Annotated in this window: 12 protein-coding genes; 11 read left to right on the top strand and 1 reads right to left on the bottom strand. The window is 66.7% G+C overall.

The features are described from left to right. The first annotated feature begins 14 nt into the window (after positions 1 to 14). The 4 genes from PIN01S_RS01035 to PIN01S_RS01020 all read left to right on the top strand — a co-directional run bounded on the left by PIN01S_RS01035 (position 15) and on the right by PIN01S_RS01020 (position 4,840). On the top strand, positions 15 to 1,256 hold the full coding sequence (locus tag PIN01S_RS01035) for a 3-hydroxyacyl-CoA dehydrogenase (RefSeq protein ID WP_084333028.1): 1,242 nt from the start codon (positions 15 to 17) through the stop codon (positions 1,254 to 1,256). Then, positions 1,253 to 3,043: an acyl-CoA dehydrogenase C-terminal domain-containing protein gene (locus PIN01S_RS01030; protein ID WP_084333026.1), complete on the top strand. Its 1,791-nt coding sequence runs from the start codon at positions 1,253 to 1,255 to the stop codon at positions 3,041 to 3,043. Before PIN01S_RS01035 ends, PIN01S_RS01030 begins: the two co-directional genes overlap by 4 nt. A 121-nt stretch (positions 3,044 to 3,164) precedes the next feature. Next, positions 3,165 to 4,328 (top strand): iron-containing alcohol dehydrogenase, encoded by a 1,164-nt coding sequence (locus PIN01S_RS01025; RefSeq protein WP_084333024.1) that lies wholly within the window; start codon positions 3,165 to 3,167, stop codon positions 4,326 to 4,328. Positions 4,329 to 4,408: 80 nt separating this feature from the next. Further along, positions 4,409 to 4,840, top strand: coding sequence for an acyl-CoA thioesterase (locus tag PIN01S_RS01020; RefSeq protein ID WP_084333023.1), 432 nt, complete (start codon positions 4,409 to 4,411; stop codon positions 4,838 to 4,840). Here PIN01S_RS01020 and PIN01S_RS01015 read toward each other — a convergent pair. Further along, on the bottom strand, positions 4,837 to 5,388 hold the full coding sequence (locus PIN01S_RS01015; RefSeq protein ID WP_084333021.1) for a chorismate mutase: 552 nt from the start codon (positions 5,386 to 5,388) through the stop codon (positions 4,837 to 4,839). The two genes, PIN01S_RS01020 and PIN01S_RS01015, sit on opposite strands and share 4 nt — an antisense overlap. A 293-nt stretch (positions 5,389 to 5,681) precedes the next feature. Between PIN01S_RS01015 and PIN01S_RS01010 the strand changes: the two genes are divergently transcribed. The 7 genes from PIN01S_RS01010 (at position 5,682) to bamE (ending at position 16,720) form a co-directional block, all read left to right on the top strand. Next, the gene (locus PIN01S_RS01010; protein ID WP_084333019.1) at positions 5,682 to 9,287 is read left to right on the top strand and encodes a DUF2339 domain-containing protein; all 3,606 of its coding nucleotides are present in this window, start codon (positions 5,682 to 5,684) and stop codon (positions 9,285 to 9,287) included. After that, positions 9,284 to 10,657: a DUF3999 domain-containing protein gene (locus PIN01S_RS01005; RefSeq protein ID WP_084333017.1), complete on the top strand. Its 1,374-nt coding sequence runs from the start codon at positions 9,284 to 9,286 to the stop codon at positions 10,655 to 10,657. Before PIN01S_RS01010 ends, PIN01S_RS01005 begins: the two co-directional genes overlap by 4 nt. A gap of 206 nt (positions 10,658 to 10,863) precedes the next feature. Continuing rightward, positions 10,864 to 12,507: a histidine kinase N-terminal 7TM domain-containing diguanylate cyclase gene (locus PIN01S_RS01000; RefSeq protein WP_084333015.1), complete on the top strand. Its 1,644-nt coding sequence runs from the start codon at positions 10,864 to 10,866 to the stop codon at positions 12,505 to 12,507. 111 nt (positions 12,508 to 12,618) lie between these two features. Next, positions 12,619 to 14,574, top strand: coding sequence for an autotransporter domain-containing SGNH/GDSL hydrolase family protein (locus tag PIN01S_RS00995; RefSeq protein WP_084333013.1), 1,956 nt, complete (start codon positions 12,619 to 12,621; stop codon positions 14,572 to 14,574). Between the two features lie 132 nt (positions 14,575 to 14,706). Then, complete coding sequence (locus PIN01S_RS00990; RefSeq protein WP_084333011.1) at positions 14,707 to 15,720, top strand: class 1 fructose-bisphosphatase; 1,014 nt, start codon at positions 14,707 to 14,709, stop codon at positions 15,718 to 15,720. A 3-nt stretch (positions 15,721 to 15,723) separates the two neighbouring features. Continuing rightward, positions 15,724 to 16,332, top strand: a complete 609-nt coding sequence (locus PIN01S_RS00985; RefSeq protein WP_084333009.1) for a DUF924 family protein — start codon at positions 15,724 to 15,726, stop codon at positions 16,330 to 16,332. A 133-nt stretch (positions 16,333 to 16,465) separates the two neighbouring features. Continuing rightward, entirely contained in the window at positions 16,466 to 16,720 is a 255-nt protein-coding gene (gene bamE, locus PIN01S_RS00980; protein ID WP_084333007.1) for an outer membrane protein assembly factor BamE domain-containing protein, read from the top strand. Positions 16,721 to 16,744 lie beyond the last annotated feature (24 nt).

Below are 16,744 nucleotides of genomic sequence, written 5' to 3'. Positions count from 1 at the left end.
CGAGAGGAACAACAATGAGTCATGCCGTCTCGAAGATTCACAGCGCCGCCGTCATCGGTGCCGGCACCATGGGTCGTGGCATCGTGATGAGTCTGGTCAACGCCGGCCTGCCGGTGCATTGGCTGGATAACAACCCGCAGATGCTCGAGCAGGCCCGGCAGGCAGTCGCCGATACCTACGCGCATAACGTGCGCCAGGGCCGCATCGACGAGCAGGAGGCCGCCGCCCGACGCGCGCGCATCCAGCCGGTGGGCGACTACGCGGCGCTGGCCGAGGTGGATCTGGTGATCGAGGCGGTGTACGAGAACCTGGAACTGAAGCAGCAGATCTTTCGCCAGTTGGATGCCGTGCTGAAGCCCGAGGCGATTCTCGCCAGCAATACCTCGGCGCTGGACATCGACGCCATCGCCGCGGTCACCGGGCGCCCGGAGCAGGTGCTGGGCCTGCACTTCTTCAGCCCGGCGCACATCATGAAATTGCTGGAAGTCGTGCGTGGCGCGAAGACCGCGCCGGCCGTACTGGACACCTGCCTGGAGCTGGGTCAGCGCATAGGCAAGGTGGCGGTGGTGGCCGGCAACTGCCACGGCTTCATCGGCAACCGCATGCTCCACACCTATGTGCGCGAGGCACGGATGATGCTGCTGGAGGGCGCCTTCCCCCATCAGGTGGACGCCGCGTTGCAGGGCTTCGGCTTTGCCATGGGCCCGTTCCGCATGTACGACGTGGTGGGCATCGACCTGGAATGGCGCGCCCGCGAACTGGCTGGCGAGGGGCAGGACGCCGATGAGGTGCAGGTGGACAACCGTCTCTGCGCCCTCGGCCGTTTCGGCCAGAAGACCGGCATGGGCTATTACCGCTATGCCGAGGGCAGCCGCCAGGCCGAGCACGACCCGGAGGTGGATGCGCTGGTGCAGCAGGTCTCCGAACAGCTCGGTTATGGGCGTCGGGACGTGGGTCCGGAAGAAATCCTCGAGCGCTGCCTGCTGGCGCTGGTCAACGAGGGGGCGAAGATTCTCGAAGAAGGCATCGCTGCGAACAGCCAGGACATCGACCGGGTCTACCTGAATGGGTATGGCTTTCCGGCGGACAAGGGCGGGCCGATGGCCTGGGCCGACAGCCAGGGGTTGCCGGCGATCCGTGAGCGGCTCGTCCATCTGCAACAGCGTTTCGGCGAGCACTGGCGCCCGGCTGCGCTGATTGAGCGACTGGCCGCGGCGGGCAAAGGCTTCGCCGAGGCGAAGGAGGTGGCGGCATGAATTACCGGGCTCCCCTGCGCGACATGCGCTTCGTGATCCATGAGCTGTTCGACGTCAGCGGCCACTGCGCGCTGCTCGGCAACGGCCTGGACCGCGAGTTGATCGACGGTGTGCTGGACGAGGCGGCGCGCTATACCGGCGAGGTGGTCGCCCCGCTGAATCGCAACAGCGACGAAGAGGGCGTGACCCTGGTCGATGGCGCCGTGACCACGCCCAAGGGCTTTCGCGAGGCCTATCGGCAATACGTGGAGAATGGTTGGGCGAGCATGACCGGGCCGATCGAATTCGGCGGCCAGGGCTTTCCGCAACTGGTGGCGTGTAACTTCCATGAGATGCTGATGGGCGCGAGCCTGTCCTTCCGCATCTATTCCGGGCTCACCGAGGGCGCGGTGCTGGCCTTGTACAAGCATGGCAGCCCTGAATTGCAGGCCGCCTACCTGGCCAAACTGGTGAGCGGCGAATGGACCGGCACCATGTGCCTCACCGAGCCCCAGGCCGGCACCGACCTGGCCCTGCTGCGCACCCGCGCCGAGCCGCAGGTGGACGGCAGCTACAAGGTCAGTGGCAGCAAGATTTTCATCAGCGGCGGTGAGCACGACATGAGCGAGAACATCGTCCATCTGGTGCTCGCCCGTCTGCCGGACGCACCGGCGGGCGTGAAGGGCATCAGCCTGTTCCTCGTGCCGAAATTCGTCGCCAATCCCGACGGCACGCCCGGCGCGCGCAACGCCCTGAATTGTGGGGCCATCGAGCACAAGATGGGCATCAAGGGTGCCGCCACCTGTGTGATGAATTTCGACGGCGCCACCGGCTGGCTGGTGGGCGAGCCCAACCAGGGCCTGGCCTGCATGTTCACCATGATGAACGACGCGCGCTTCCAGGTCGGCCTGCAAGGGCTGGGCATAGCCGAGCAGGCGTACCAGGGCGCGCTGAGCTATGCCCGCGAGCGCCTGCAATCCCGCGCCCTGACCGGCCCGGCACAGCCGGACAAGCCAGCCGACCCGATCATCGTCCACCCGGATGTACGGCGCATGCTGCTGACCCAAAAGACCCTGGTGGAAGGCTGCCGCATGCTGGCTGCCTACACCGCGCGCCAGCTCGATCTGGAGCACGGTCACCCGGACGCCACCGTGCGCCATGCGGCCGCCAAGCGGGCGGCGCTGCTGATTCCCATCGTCAAGGCATTCTTCACCGACATGGGCCAGGAAGTGGCCAGCCTCGGTGTACAGGTCTACGGCGGCCACGGCTACATCCGCGAATGGGGCATGGAGCAGTTGATGCGCGACAGCCGCATCACCCAGCTCTACGAGGGCACCAACGGCATCCAGGCACTGGACCTGATCCGCCGCAAGCTGTTGGGCGATGGCGGTGCGGAACTGAGCGCGTTGCAGGCGGAGTTCAGCGAGCTGTGCGACGACCAGGCCAAGCGCCCGGCCCTGCGCGAATTGGCCGCCACGGTACAGGCACGCTTGGGCGAATGGCGCGAGCTGGGCGCCGAAGTGATCGCCGCCAGCCAGCGTGATCCGCAGGAGATCGGCGCCTGTTCCGTGGAATTCCTCCAGTATTCCGCCTACGTGCTGCTCGCCGGCCTCTGGCTCCAGGCGGCTGCGCGGGCGCAGGACGCCCTGGAAGTGGGAAGCGGGGAAGCCGCCTTCTACCGTGCCAAGCTGCAGAGCGCGGATTTCTATCTGCGCCGCGTGCTGCCACGGGCCAGTGCCCACCGGGAAGCGATCCGGGGTGGGGCGCAGTGCCTGATGGCGCTGGATGAGGATAGTTTTGCGTTTTGAGAAAGGTGTTGCTCATCCGTCCGTTCCCTCTCCTACCCTCTCCCATGAATGGGAGAGAGGCTGTTTGGGCTTGAAGGGCGGGTGGCCAACGAATGCCATACAAGAACAACAGGAGGCACTCATGCACCCGTTCAGCTTTGCCACCACGGCCCAATTGATGTGCGAAACCGGCTCGTCGCGCCGGTTGGCGGCGATCTGCCGGGAGCGGGGCGCCCGTTCGGTGCTGATCGTCACCGACCCCGGCATCACCCGCTTCGGCCTACTCAATGACGTCCTGCCCGGCTTCTCCGCCGAGGACCTGGCCGTGGCGGTGTTCGACCAAGTCCTTGCCGATCCGCCGGAAGCGGTAGTGCTGGATGCGGTGCAACGGGCTCGGGATATCGGCGCCGGGTTGATCGTCGGCTTCGGTGGCGGCAGCTCGATGGACGTGGCCAAGCTGGTCGCCTTGCTCGCCCATCCGCAGTGCGGGCAGGGCCTCAAGGACATCTACGGGGTCGGCAACGCTCGCGGCCAGCGCCTGCCGCTGATCCAGGTACCGACCACCGCCGGCACCGGCTCGGAGGTGACACCCATCGCCATCGTCACCACCGGCGAGACGACCAAGATGGGCGTGGTGTCGCCGATGCTGCTGCCGGACCTGGCGCTGCTCGACGCCGACCTTACCCTCGGCCTGCCGCCAGCGGTGACCGCCGCCACCGGCATCGACGCCATGGTGCATGCCATCGAGTCCTACACCAGCGCGCTGAAGAAGAACCCGCTGTCCGACCTGCTGGCCCGCGAAGCGCTGCGCCTGCTGGCGAACAACCTCGACCAGGCGGTGCACAACGGGCAGAACCGCGAGGCGCGCCAGGCCATGCTGCTGGGCGCCTGCCTCGCCGGCCAGGCCTTCGCCAATGCGCCGGTGGCTGCGGTACATGCGTTGGCTTATCCGCTGGGCGGGCACTTCCACATTCCGCATGGTTTATCCAACGCGCTGGTGCTGCCCCATGTGCTGCGCTTCAACGCACCGGCGGCGACACCGCTGTATGCCGAGCTGGCGCCGTTGCTGCTGGGCGAACGCCTGAAGCCGGGGAGTGCCGAGAGCCTGACCGCCCAGTTCATCGACGAACTGGCGGCGCTGAACGAACGCCACGGCCTGCCCAGCCGCCTACGTGACGCCGGTGTACCGGAAGCGATGCTGCAGCAATTGGCCAGCGACGCCATGCTCCAGCAGCGCCTGCTGGTGAACAACCCCCGTGAAGTCACCGAGGCGGACGCACTGGCGATCTACCAGGCGGCGTATTGAGGCATCTGTAGGGGCGAATTCATTCGCCCGATACCCTGTTACGGAATACGCTCGCCACGACGATGCACCAAGGAAACCCCATGACCGAGTCCCGCCACACCCGCTCCGATTACCGCCACTTCCAACCCATCACCACCCGCTGGCACGACAACGACCTCTACGGCCACGTGAACAACGTGACCTACTACGGCTTCTTCGACACGGCGGTGAACACCTACCTGATCGAGCGGGGTGGGCTGGATATCCATGAGGGCGAAGTGGTGGGCTTCGTGGTCAGCTCGTCCTGCGACTACTTCGCCTCTGTTTCCTTTCCCGAACGCATCGAGGTGGGGTTGCGAGTGGGCAAGCTGGGCAACAGCTCGGTGCAGTACGAGCTGGCGGTGTTCAAGGCGGGAGAAGAAGAGGCCTGCGCAGCGGGGCGCTTCGTCCATGTCTTCGTCGACCGCGCGAACAACCGGCCGGTAAGCATTCCGGCGCGGTTGCGCGAAGCGTTGGCTGCGTTGGTGGTTTAGAGGCTTCGGCAGGTATCGCCGAACGCCCTGACCAGAGCGGTCTTGTGCAAGGCATCCAGGTGTTCGCGCTTCGTGCGGCGGCGAATGCCTTCGTACAGCGTTTCGGCGCAGCCGTGCTGTTGCAGTTCGGCCAGGGCCGGGGCGAGGTTTTCCAGGATTTCCACGTTGATGGTGTTCAGGCGGGCGCGGATGGCATCCAGGCTGACCGGCGTGCCGCTGGCGGGCGCCGGTTTGGCCAGCAGGCGGTATTGGACCAGCTTGTTAGCCTCGATCTGCCATTTGAAGAAGGCCGTCACCTGCTCGGGCGTGAGCCGGTAGTCGGGCGCTTTCGCCGAGAGCGTCGCGAGTTGCTCGCTTTCCCGTGCCGCATCTTCCACGGCCTTGCCCGACTGTGCCTTGCTGGCAGCTACCTGGTCGGCCAGCAGCAGGCGTTCGGTGCTCACCCGGATCAGCGCGTCCAGCGCCGGGGTGGTGGTTTCGCCGGCTTGGGCGCTGCCCAGGGCCAGGCTGAAGAGGAGGGCGGCGAGAGGGGGTCTATGGATGCGCATGGGGTCTCCTTACAGTGGGCGTGTCCGAATCCGGCGACCCTAGCCGAGTTTCCGTGGCGGAAACAGCGCTGGCGATTTGCTCCGCGCGACTGATGCGAAAGGTTTCACGGCCGGAGTGAGACGGACCTTCTTCGCAATTTCCACCAGCCCCCGCGCTCGGCCAGTCGCGCCTCGATATACTGCCGCATTGCCACGATCGTCGGCGGCATGTGCCGGCGAGGGGCGTCGGCGACGTCCACACTGGACAGTCTCTCGCGGGACGCGGGTTTTTCTCATCGTTGGGAAGTCAGAGCATGCAATGGATTTTCATGCTGGTTGGGTTGGTGGTGGGCAGTGTGGCCGGCGAATCGCTGACCGCCGCCCTGTTGGGCGCTCTGGTGGGGCTCGGGCTGGGACAGGCCATCCGCCTGCAGCAGTTGTCGGCGGAAAACGCCACGCTGCGCAAGAGCCTGGATACTTTCGCCCAGCGCTTCGAGGCCGGTACCACGGCGGTCGTCGAGCGGTTGCTGCGATTGGAGCAGGGCTTGCCGCCGCAGCCGGCCCAGGCGCCTGCGCCGGAACCGGAGGCCGCCGCGCCTGAGCCTGCCCCGACCCCGACCGCAGCGGCGGAAGCGCCCGCCGAGGAACGCCGTGACGAGGACTTGATCTGGGAGCTGCCGGAGCCCGAGCTCGAGCAGGTCGCCCAGCCCGAAGCGCCGGAGCCGGCCGTCGCCCGGGTCGAGGCGCCCGCCGAGCCCATTCGGTCGCGTCCGGCGCCGATTCCGCCGAAACCCCGCGAACCCTCTCCCATCGAACAGGCCATCGACTGGGCGAAGAACTGGCTGTTCGGCGGCAACACCGTGCTACGCGTCGGCGTGCTGCTGTTGTTCCTCGGCCTGGCCTTCCTCCTGCGCTACGCCACCGAAGGCATGGTGGTGCCGGTGGCCGTGCGCTACGCCGGCGTGGCGGCCAGTGCCATTGCGCTGCTCGGCCTCGGCTGGTGGTTGCGCCGGCGCAACCCGGGCTACGGGCTGATGCTCCAGGGCGCCGGCATCGCCGTGTTGTACCTGACGATCTTCGCCGCCATGCGCCTGCATCCGCTGCTCGACGCCAAGGAAGCCCTCGGCCTGCTGGTGGTGGTGACGGTCTGCTCGGCGATACTGGCCGTGGCGCAGAACGCCATGGGCCTGGCCGCGGCTGCGGCGCTCGGCGGCTTCGCCGCGCCGATCCTGACCTCCACCGGCAGCGGCAATCACGTGGCGCTGTTCTCCTACTTCATCCTGCTCAACGCCGGCATCCTGGCCATCGCCTGGTTCAAGGCCTGGCGCCTGCTCAACCTGATCGGCTTCGTCGGCACCTTCGGCATCGGTTTCGCCTGGGGGCTGCGCTCCTACCGGCCGGAGCTGTTCGGCAGCACCGAGCCGTTCCTGGTGACGTTCTTCCTTATGTACGTGGCCATCGGCCTGCTGTTCGCCCGCCGCAAGCTGCGCGAAGCCGCCGATGCACCTACGGAGCGCGATGCGCTGCTGCGCTGGTCGGTGGGCAAGACCGACTACGTGGATGGGACGGCGCTGTTCGGCCCGCCGCTGATCGGCTTCGGCCTGCAATACGCGGTGATCCGTCACCTGGAGTTCGGCCCGGCGTTCAGTGCGCTGGCGTTGGGGTTGTTCTATCTGCTGCTGGCCCGTCTGCTGGCCGGTCGCGTGCGCAACCAGGCGCTGCTGCTGGTGGAAACCTGCCTGGCCCTGGGCGTGGTGTTCGGCACTCTGGCGATCCCGCTCGGCCTGGATGCACGCTGGACCTCCGCCGCCTGGGCAGTGGAGGGTGCCGGCCTGTTCTGGCTGGGGCTGCGCCAGCGGCGTCCGCTAGCGCGCGGCTTTGCCCTGCTGTTGCAAGTGGGGGCGGCGCTGGCCTTCCTCGGCAAGCTGGATATCGGCGACGTAACCCTGCTGGATGGCGTGCCGCTGGGCGCTGCGATGCTCGGCGTGGCGCTGCTGTTCAGTTGGTGGCAACTGCGCCATGCGCCGGAAGATGCCGCCGGGCCCTGGGAGCGCCGTGGTTTGCCGTTGCTGGCCTGTTCCGGCCTGGGCTTCCTGTACATGATCGCGCCGCTCAGCCTTGCCGCCGAGGCCACGGCCATCGCCTGGGCCCTGGCCGGGCTGGCGACGCTGTTCGCCGCCCTGCGCCTGCAATCGCGGGCCTTCCTGTTCAGCGCATTCGGCGTGCAGTTGCTCGGCGGCGCGGTGTTCCTGCTGCAACTGGATACGGCGGGTGCCGGCAGCGGCGTGTTCAGCGATGGCTGGCGCGGGCTGATTGGCGCGTCGCTGATCGGCCTGGCACTGATCGGCGGCATGTTGCTGGCAGCGCGCGATCCGCTGGTGCGCAACGACGCCCGCCTGCTGCGCGGGCTCTCGGTGATCCTGTTGGTGGGGCTGGTGTTCCTCAACCTGGCGGTACTGTTCGTGCTGCCCTGGCAGAGCGCCAGCGCGGTCTGGGCCGGCAGCGGTCTGCTGATTATCTGGCTGGCGCTGCACCTGCAGCAGCGCGCCAGCTTCCTGTTCGGCCTGCTGCTGCAGGGTGTCGGGGGCGTGGCCTTCCTCGCCGCCAGCCCGCTGCTGCTCGGCCAGTTGAGTGGCGAAGGGCTGCGGCCGTTGGGCCATGCCGGGTTCTGGACGCCGCTGGCCCTGGCGCTCGCAGCGTTGATCGGCGCCTGGCGCCTGCATCAGGTGGTTCGTCGCGACCTGGCCGGGGCGCTGGGCGGTCCGAGCCTGGAGCGGTTGTCCCAGGTGTTGCTGGTCTGGGGAACCGGCTGGTGGAGCCTGGCGCTGATCAGCGAGATCGTCCGCTTCGCTCCGGCCGAGTTGCAGGCATCGCTGATTCTGTTGGCCGCTGCGCTCAGCGTGGCGGCGGTCGTCCTGATCGCGCCGCGCTTCGAATGGCGTACGTTGGCGCTGCTCTGCACCCTGTTGATGCCGGCGGCTGCCGTGCTGCTGCTCTGGGCCTGGCATGCGGAATATCACCCGGCGGCGGACTTCGGCTGGCTCGCCTGGGGTGTGCTGTTCGCCGTGCACTTCGTCGGCCTGCGCCGGCTGGCGTCGCTGCTGCCCGTCGGGGCACGGAGCGCCGCCCATGTGTTCGGCTGCTGGCTGATCATCGGCGTGCTGTCGCTGGAACTGCGTTACCTGCTGTTCGCCCTCTCCGAGCATTACAACGCCTGGCGCTGGCTAGGCTGGGCACTGCTGCCGAGCGCCTACCTGCTGGCCATGGCCGCGCCGCGTGCCTGGCCATGGCCGGTGTCGGCCTACCGCCAGGAATACCGTCTGTTGGCGGCCTTGCCGCTGGCGGTGGCGATGCTGGGCTGGTTCTGGCTGGCCAACATCGCCAGCGACGGCGCCGCCGATCCGCTGCCTTACCTGCCGCTGCTCAATCCCTTGGAACTGGGCCTGTTGTTCGTCCTGTTCGGCGTCTGGCGCTGGTTGTCGGTGAGCCTGCCACAGCTCTCCCTGGACGAGGACTGGCGCCGCTGGCTGCCCCAGGGCGTGGCCGGCGTGTCGCTGTTTGCGCTGCTGACGGCGACGGTATTCCGCTTCGCCCACCACTGGGGCGGGGTGCCGTACCGGCTGGATGCGCTGCTCGATTCGATGCTGGTGCAGGCCGGGCTGTCGCTGGTCTGGACGCTGATCGCCCTGCCGCTGATGATCGTCGGCCACCTGCGTCTGCGCCGTGAATTGTGGCTGATCGGCGCGGCGCTGATCGCCGTGGTGGTGGCCAAGCTGTTCTTCGTCGAGCTGGGCAATCGCGGCGGGCTGGAGCGCATCGTGTCCTTCATCGGCGTCGGCGTGCTGTTGTTGATCATCGGATATTTCGCGCCGCTGCCGCCCCGGCAGCCGGCCTCTGACGTGGAGCAGGCCAGAGCATGAGCCGTCTTTCTTCTCTCTTCCGCCTGTTGCCGGCGCTGCTGGCCAGTGTGCTGGCTGCGCCGCTGGCGCTGTCCGGTCAGGAGTCGCCCGACGGCTTCGCCACCCGGGTGCCGCTGGAACTCAGTGGCGAAGGGCCCTGGTATCGGTTGGAGTTGCCGTTGGCGCTGCATCTGACGGCCCGTCATGCCGATCTGCGCGACCTGCGCGTGTTCAACGGCGAGGGCGAGCCGCTGGCCTACGCCCTCACCCTGGGCAGCACCCAGCCCAGCGAGACCCATACGGAAACGCCGGTGAAGTGGTTCCCGCTGTACAGCCCGGCGAGTGCCCCGGACAGCCCGCATATCCGTGTGCAGCGCGGCACCGGCGGTACCCTGGTCGAAGTGACGGAAGGCCAGGCTGCTGATGCGGGCGAGGTGCTGCGCGGCTGGGTGTTGGACGCCAGCGCGCTGAAGCAGCCGTTGCAGAAGCTGATTCTCGATTGGAGCGCCGATCGCGAGGGATTCCAGCGTTTCACCATCGAGGCCAGCGATGACTTGCAACAGTGGCGCTCCTGGGGCGATGGGCAGATCGCCCGGCTGTCGTTCGCCGACGAGCGCATCGACCAGCGCGAAATGGCCCTGCCGGGCCTGCGTGCGCGCTACCTGCGGCTGCTCTGGGAAAGCCCGCAGCAGGCGCCGGCCCTGACCCAGGCCCTGGTGGTCAGCTCCACCCGCGTGCCGGCGCCGATCGCCTGGTCGGGCGACTTGCCGCCGCGCCGCGCCGGCAACGGGGAGTTCTACTGGGAGCTGCCCGTGGCGCTGCCCCTGGAGCGTCTGCGCATCGAGCTGCCACAGGCCAATACCCTGGCGCCAGTGACGGTGCAGGGCCGCCGCGACGACCGGCAACAGTGGTTCTGGCTGGCGCGCGGCCTGCTCTACCGGCTGCCGGAGAATGGCAGCGAAGTGCGCCAGGAGACCCTCGAACTGCCCGGCACACCCGTACACCAGTTGAAACTGCAGGTGGACGAGCGGGGCGGTGGCCTGGGCAGCGCCACGCCCAGGCTGCAGGTCGGCGTACGCACCACCCAGGTGGTCTTCCTGGTACGCGGCACGCCGCCGTACACGCTGGCGCTCGGCAACGCGACGGCCAAGGCGGCGAACCTGCCGCTGGCAACGCTCATCCCCGGTTACGACGACGAGCGATTGGCCCGCCTGGGTGTGGCGACGCCGACCGGTGAAGCCGTTACCGCAACGGTGAAGCAAGACCAGCCGGAAGCCGGGACCGACTGGAAGCGCATCGGCCTGTGGGCCGTGCTGGTGGCGGGGGTCGGGTTGCTGGTGCTGATGGCGTTGAGTGTCCTGAGGTCGCCCGCTACCCCTCGTCAGGAATGATGGCTATTTGATAGCCAACATCCACACGTAACGGATGGTTTTGCAGTATCTTTAGGCACGGGCGGAAACGCCCGTTCCTCCATTCATGACCGCTCGGCTCGGGAAAATTCCTTGTCTCTTATCCAGGCAGCCTCACTACCGGCCTGCAGCTTCCGGGAATTCGTCCGGCGCGGGCGTTTCTCTCCGCTCGTCGGGGTGGCGCTGCCATGAGCGCTTGCGGGGGATCGACCTGGGCGATGAGCTTCCCCGTGCTGCTGACCGGTGCCGTCTGCGTGGGTGTGGTGCTGTTGGCGCGCTGGGTCAGACGGCAGCGCTCCTTTCCCGGTCGTGACAGTTTCATCCTGCTGCACTTGGGCAGCCTCTGGTGGCTGGCCGCGGCGAGCCTGGAAATGGCCGCCCAGGCGCCGACCTGCAAGGTGTTCTGGGCGACCATGGCCTGGCCCGGCATCATCGGGGTGCCGACCTTCTGGGCCGTGTTTCTCTGGCAATACGTGAACAGCGTGCGCCAGCCCCTGCCGTCGCGCAGCCTGCTCGGGCTGACGCTGGTGCCGCTGCTGGTCTGGCTGATGGCCCTGAGCAATCCCTGGCACGGCCTGTTCTATGGCACGGGCACCACGCCGATGTCCGCCGAGCCGGGGGCGCCGGTGCGCTACGACCATGGGCCGCTGTTCCATGCGGCGGCCGTCTATGTCTACCTGGGGATGACGTTCTGCCTGGGTGTGGTGATCCGTGCCGCGGTGATCAGCTATGGTGTGCACCGTCGTCATTACCTGGCGTTCGTGGTGGTCACCCTGGTGCCTTGGGCGGCCAACGTCAGCTATGTCGTGTTCGACCGCACCCTGTTCGGCTTCGACCCGACACCGTTCAGCTTCGCCTTCACCCTGGCGGCGTTTGCCTGGCTGATTGTCGGAGTGCGCCTGTTCGACCTGTTGCCGGTGGCTCGGCATCTGCTGCTGGAAGAATTGCTCGACCCGGTGCTGGTGGTCGATCCGCAGTGGCGAGTGCTGGAGGCCAACCCGGCGGCCTTGAAGCTGGCCGGCCTGCGCAACGGTTGGCAGGGTCGCAAACTGATCGACTGGCCGGTGTTCGGCGCCGAGCTGCACGCTCTGCTGCAAACGTCGTGGAGCGGCGAGCAGGATCGCCTGCTGACACTGGCCGGCCCCGCGCGCTATTACGAGGTGCGCAGCCGTGCCATCGAGCGCGTCACCCGTTCGGGCACTCATGTGCTCGGGCAGATGCTCTACCTGCGCGACGTGACCCAGCGCCATCTGGGCGAACTCAAGCTGTCCGAGGCCCTGGCCACCAGCGAGGAACGTCTGCGGATCATTTCCAGTCTTCATGAGCGATTGCAGGAACAGGCGCTCCGTGACCCGCTGACCGGCCTCTACAACCGCCGTTACCTGGATGAATTCTTCAGCCGGGAAGTGGCCCGCGCCCGGCGCGAACGAGAGCCTATCGCCCTGGCGCTGATCGACCTCGATCACTTCAAGGCGCTCAATGACCAGCACGGCCATCTGATCGGCGACGATGTGCTGCGGGCCGTGGCGCGGCACCTGGGCGAGAACCTGCGCGGTTCGGATGCGGTGTTCCGTATCGGCGGCGAAGAGTTCCTGCTGATCCTGCCCGGCGCCGATGCCGACGAGGCGCGCCGCCGCCTCGAAACCCTATGCCGGGAGCGCGCCGCGACGCCGGTCGAGACCCGTGGCGGGCCGTGCGGCGTGACCCTCTCCGCCGGCATGGCGATCTGGCCGGACCAGGGCCAGGCCCTGGACGAACTGCTGCACGCCGCCGACGCGGCGCTGTACCGGGCCAAGCGCGAAGGCCGCAACCGGGTCTGCAGCCCGGCCTGAAGCAGGTTCACCCATTCGGGTGAAAACCGGGACGCTCCCTGTGCAGAGAGTTACATTCCGGGCTAAAGTCCCACGCATCGTCCATCCAAATAACTACAACAGGGACCGTGCATGAAGCATGTGCTTACCCCATTGGCGGCCGCGTGCCTGCTGGCTTTCTCGTCTTCTTCTCTCATGGCCTCGCCCTATAGCGGGCTGGTCGTGTTCGGCGACAGCTTGAGCGATGCCGGGCAATTTCCGGATGCATCCGGGCCAGCCGGCTCGACCCGGCGCTTTACCAACCGCACGGGGCCGAACTACGACTCCAGCGAATTCTTCGCGCTGAACTCGACCCAATTGCTCAGCCTGCAGCTTGGCCTCGGTGACCTGACTGCCTCCACCTCGCCGGTGAATGCTGCACTGGGCCTGCCGGACGGCACCAACTATGCGGTGGGTGGCAACACCACCCAGCAGATTCTCGATTCCATCGTCGGAACCGGCGAGGGGTCGGTGGTCGAGTTGGCCGACGGCACCAACCTGCGCACCCGTCCCGGTTACCTGGCCGAACTGGCTGCGCTGGGGCAGCCGATTGACTCGGATACTCTGTTCTACGTGAACGGCGGCGGCAACGATTTCCTCGATCTGATCATCAACCCGCTCGCGCCTGCGGACGTGGCCACCGCCCAAGCCCAAGCCTCCGCGACACGATTGGCGGATGGCGTGCGCGCCTTGGAGGCCGCCGGTGCGCGTTACATCGTGGTGTCGCTGTTGCCGGACGTAGGGCAGACCCCGAATGCCCGGGCGCTGGAGTCGCTGATTCCCGGAATCTCTGCCACCATTTCCGGCCTGGTCGCGGCCTTCAATACCGAGCTGGTCAGCCAACTCGCCGCCATCGACGCGGAAATCATCCCGCTCAACGTGCCGCTGCTGTTCAACGAGATCGTCGCGGATGCGGCGAGCTTCGGCTTCGATGCCACCCAGGACCTGATCGCCACCTGCTTCGACAGTTGCGCCAGCCCGAACGCCACCTGGGGAATCGGCAGCACGACCCCCGATCCCAGCAAACTCATCTTCAACGATAGCGTGCACCCGACCAGCGCGGTGCAGCAGATCTTCGCCGACTACACCTACTCCCTCCTGGCCGCTCCCTGGGAGCTGACGTTGCTGCCGGAGATGGCCCACGGCACCCTGCGTGCCCATCAGGATCAGTTGCGCAGCCAGTGGCAGGCGGATTGGGAGGGCTGGCAGGCAGTCGGCCAATGGCGCAGCTTCGTCAATGCCGGTGGGCAGCGCCTGGACTTCGACGAGCAGGATGCCTCGGCCAGCGGCGACGGTAACGGCTACAGCCTGAACCTCGGCGGCAGCTATCGACTGGACGATGCCTGGCGTGCCGGTGTGGCGCTCGGGCTCTACCAGCAGGAGTTGGAGGCCGGCCGGGCCGATTCCGATTACGAATTGCGCAGCTACCTCGCTACGGCTTTCGCCCAGTACCAGTCGAACCGCTGGTGGGCCGACTTGACCCTGAGCGGCGGCTACCTAGATTACGACGATCTCTCGCGTAAGTTCGACCTGGGCATCGTCACGCGTAGCGAGAAAGGCGATACCGATGGACAGTTGTGGGCGTTCGGCGGCCGCCTGGGCTACGACATAGCCCAGCCTGGCAGCACCTGGCACCTGAGCCCCTTCATCAGTGCCGACTACGCCCGCGTGGAGGTGGACGGTTACGCCGAGAAGAGCGACAGCGCGACCTCGCTGACCTACGACGACCAGACCCGCACATCCAAACGCCTCGGCGCCGGTTTCCAAGGGCGTTTCGCGGTGAGCCCGTCCACCCAGGTATTCGCCGAAGTGGCCCGCGAACGGGAATACGAAGACGATCCGGGCGAACTGACCATGAGCCTGACCAGCCTGCCGGGGATCGACTTCACACTCGAAGGCTACACGCCCGAAGACCGCCTGACCCGCGCCAGTCTCGGTTTCAGCCAGAAACTTGGTGGCGAGCTGTCGCTGGGCGCGAGCTATCACTGGCGCAAGGGCGAAGATCAGACGCAGCAAGGGGTGAATCTGTCGGTAGCCTGGAGCTGGTAAGAACCCGTTCAAAGTCTGCTCTGCAAACAGGCTCCAAGGGGGAACTCCACACAGACGTCGGTGTCTGCAGCATCGACGTTTGTAACGCGCTAAAATGCGCGGGTTTTTCCCTTCCCTTCCGGAGTCATTCCAATGTCCCGCGTTACCCTCAGTCGGTATCTGATCGAGCAGACCCGCAGCCATAACACCCCGGCGGATCTGCGTTTCCTCATCGAGGTGGTGGCGCGGGCCTGCAAGGAAATCAGCCACGCCGTATCCAAGGGTGCGCTGGGCGGGGTGCTCGGCAGCATGGGTACCGAGAACGTGCAGGGCGAGGTGCAGAAGAAGCTCGACGTGCTGTCCAACGAAATCCTGCTGGAGGCCAACGAGTGGGGCGGCCACCTGGCCGGCATGGCCTCGGAAGAAATGGACAACGCCTACCAGATTCCCGGCAAATACCCGAAAGGCGCCTACCTGCTGGTCTTCGATCCGCTGGACGGCTCCAGTAACATCGACGTCAACGTTTCGGTCGGCACCATCTTCTCGGTGCTGCGTTGCCCGAACGAGTGCTTCAGCCAGAACGACTCCCTCGGCGAAGAAGCCTTCCTTCAGCCGGGCTCCAAGCAGGTCGCCGCCGGCTACGCCATCTACGGTCCGCAGACCATGCTGATGCTGACCCTCGGCGACGGCGTCAAGGGCTTCACCCTGGACCGCGAACTGGGCAGCTTCGTGCTCACCCATGACAATATCCGCGTCCCGGAAAGCACCGCCGAGTTCGCCATCAACATGTCCAACCAGCGCCACTGGGAGGCTCCGGTTAAGCGCTACGTGGACGAACTGCTGGCCGGCGACACCGGCCCGCTGCGCAAGAACTACAACATGCGCTGGATCGCCTCGATGGTCGCCGACGTGCATCGCATCCTCACCCGCGGCGGCATCTTCATGTACCCGCGCGATGCCCGCGAACCCTCCAAGCCGGGCAAGCTGCGCCTGATGTACGAAGCCAACCCGATGTCGATGATCATCGAGCAGGCCGGCGGCGCCGCCACCGACGGGCGCCAGCGCATCCTCGACATTCAGCCGGAATCCCTGCACCAGCGGGTGGCCGTATTCCTCGGCTCGAAGGAAGAAGTCGAGCGCGCCACCGCCTACCACAACCAGCAGTAAGCCATGCGGTCTCCCTGGCAGTCCCTGCTCGACTGGTGGTTCGGCGAAGACCGGACCGCCAGTGCCGCCGACGTGGCAGCGGCGAAGAACGGCCTCTGGTTCGGCTACCGCGACAGCAAGGATGCCGAGGCGCGCGAGCGTTTCGGCGATCTGACCGAGCAGGCGCTGGCAGGCGGTCTGTCCGAGTGGACCGCCGAACCCCACGGCTGGCTGGCGCTGATCCTGCTGCTCGACCAGTTGCCGCGGATGATCCACCGCGGTACGCCACACGCCTTCGCCGGTGACGTCCGCTCCCGCGAACTGGTGCGCCATGGCCTGGAGCAGCACTGGGAAGAGGCGTTGCGACCGATCGAGCAGGTGTTCGTCTACCTGCCGTTGGAGCATGCCGAAGACCGTGACAGCCAGACACTGTCGGTGGAGCGCTTCCGCGACCTGCGCGAAGCCTCGTCGGTGGACGAAGACGAGCTATTCGCCGGCTTTCTCGACTATGCCGAGCGCCATCGCGCGGTGATCGAGCGCTTCGGCCGCTTCCCCCATCGCAATGCCATCCTGGGTCGGGAAACCACCGAGGAAGAGGGGGTATTCCTGCAGGGACCGGGGTCGCGCTTCTAGGTTCTATCCCTTTCTTCGAAACACGACGGAACCGCAAGGGCGGGCTTAGGTCCCATATCCGCGATGTGAGCAGGCAACGGGCCATTGCTTGTGCCAAGCTTGCCCGCATCATCACTCGAGGAGTAGTCCGTTCATGTCCCTGCGTCGTATTGCCGTGCTGTCGTTCTGCGTGCTGTTGGCGGCCTGCAGCAAGGTCAACCAGGAAAACTACGCCAAGCTCAAGGCCGGGATGACCAAGGCCGAGGTGGAAAACCTGCTTGGCAAGCCTACCGAATGCTCCGGCGCGCTGGGTCTGTCCAGTTGCACCTGGGGCGACCAGCAGATCTTCATCAGCGTCCAGTTCGCCGGCGACAAGGTGATGATGTTCTCCGGCCAGGGACTCAAGTAAATCCGGCCACGGCCTTGCCGGGCC

This window comes from Pseudomonas indica NBRC 103045, assembly GCF_002091635.1.
Classification (GTDB): domain Bacteria; phylum Pseudomonadota; class Gammaproteobacteria; order Pseudomonadales; family Pseudomonadaceae; genus Pseudomonas_M; species Pseudomonas_M indica.
The sequence above is the reverse complement of the archived record's forward strand: the minus strand, read 5'-3'. Positions and strand labels throughout refer to the sequence as shown.

Coding starts and splice junctions, on each gene's coding strand:
- PIN01S_RS01010 (WP_084333019.1), top strand. CDS start 5,682: ATGCAATGGATTTTCATGCTGGTTGGGTTGGTGGTGGGCAGTGTGGCC.
- PIN01S_RS01020 (WP_084333023.1), top strand. CDS start 4,409: ATGACCGAGTCCCGCCACACCCGCTCCGATTACCGCCACTTCCAACCC.
- PIN01S_RS01015 (WP_084333021.1), bottom strand. CDS start 5,388: ATGCGCATCCATAGACCCCCTCTCGCCGCCCTCCTCTTCAGCCTGGCC.
- PIN01S_RS01035 (WP_084333028.1), top strand. CDS start 15: ATGAGTCATGCCGTCTCGAAGATTCACAGCGCCGCCGTCATCGGTGCC.
- PIN01S_RS01000 (WP_084333015.1), top strand. CDS start 10,864: ATGAGCGCTTGCGGGGGATCGACCTGGGCGATGAGCTTCCCCGTGCTG.
- PIN01S_RS00995 (WP_084333013.1), top strand. CDS start 12,619: ATGAAGCATGTGCTTACCCCATTGGCGGCCGCGTGCCTGCTGGCTTTC.
- PIN01S_RS01005 (WP_084333017.1), top strand. CDS start 9,284: ATGAGCCGTCTTTCTTCTCTCTTCCGCCTGTTGCCGGCGCTGCTGGCC.
- PIN01S_RS01025 (WP_084333024.1), top strand. CDS start 3,165: ATGCACCCGTTCAGCTTTGCCACCACGGCCCAATTGATGTGCGAAACC.
- PIN01S_RS00990 (WP_084333011.1), top strand. CDS start 14,707: ATGTCCCGCGTTACCCTCAGTCGGTATCTGATCGAGCAGACCCGCAGC.
- PIN01S_RS00985 (WP_084333009.1), top strand. CDS start 15,724: ATGCGGTCTCCCTGGCAGTCCCTGCTCGACTGGTGGTTCGGCGAAGAC.
- bamE (WP_084333007.1), top strand. CDS start 16,466: ATGTCCCTGCGTCGTATTGCCGTGCTGTCGTTCTGCGTGCTGTTGGCG.
- PIN01S_RS01030 (WP_084333026.1), top strand. CDS start 1,253: ATGAATTACCGGGCTCCCCTGCGCGACATGCGCTTCGTGATCCATGAG.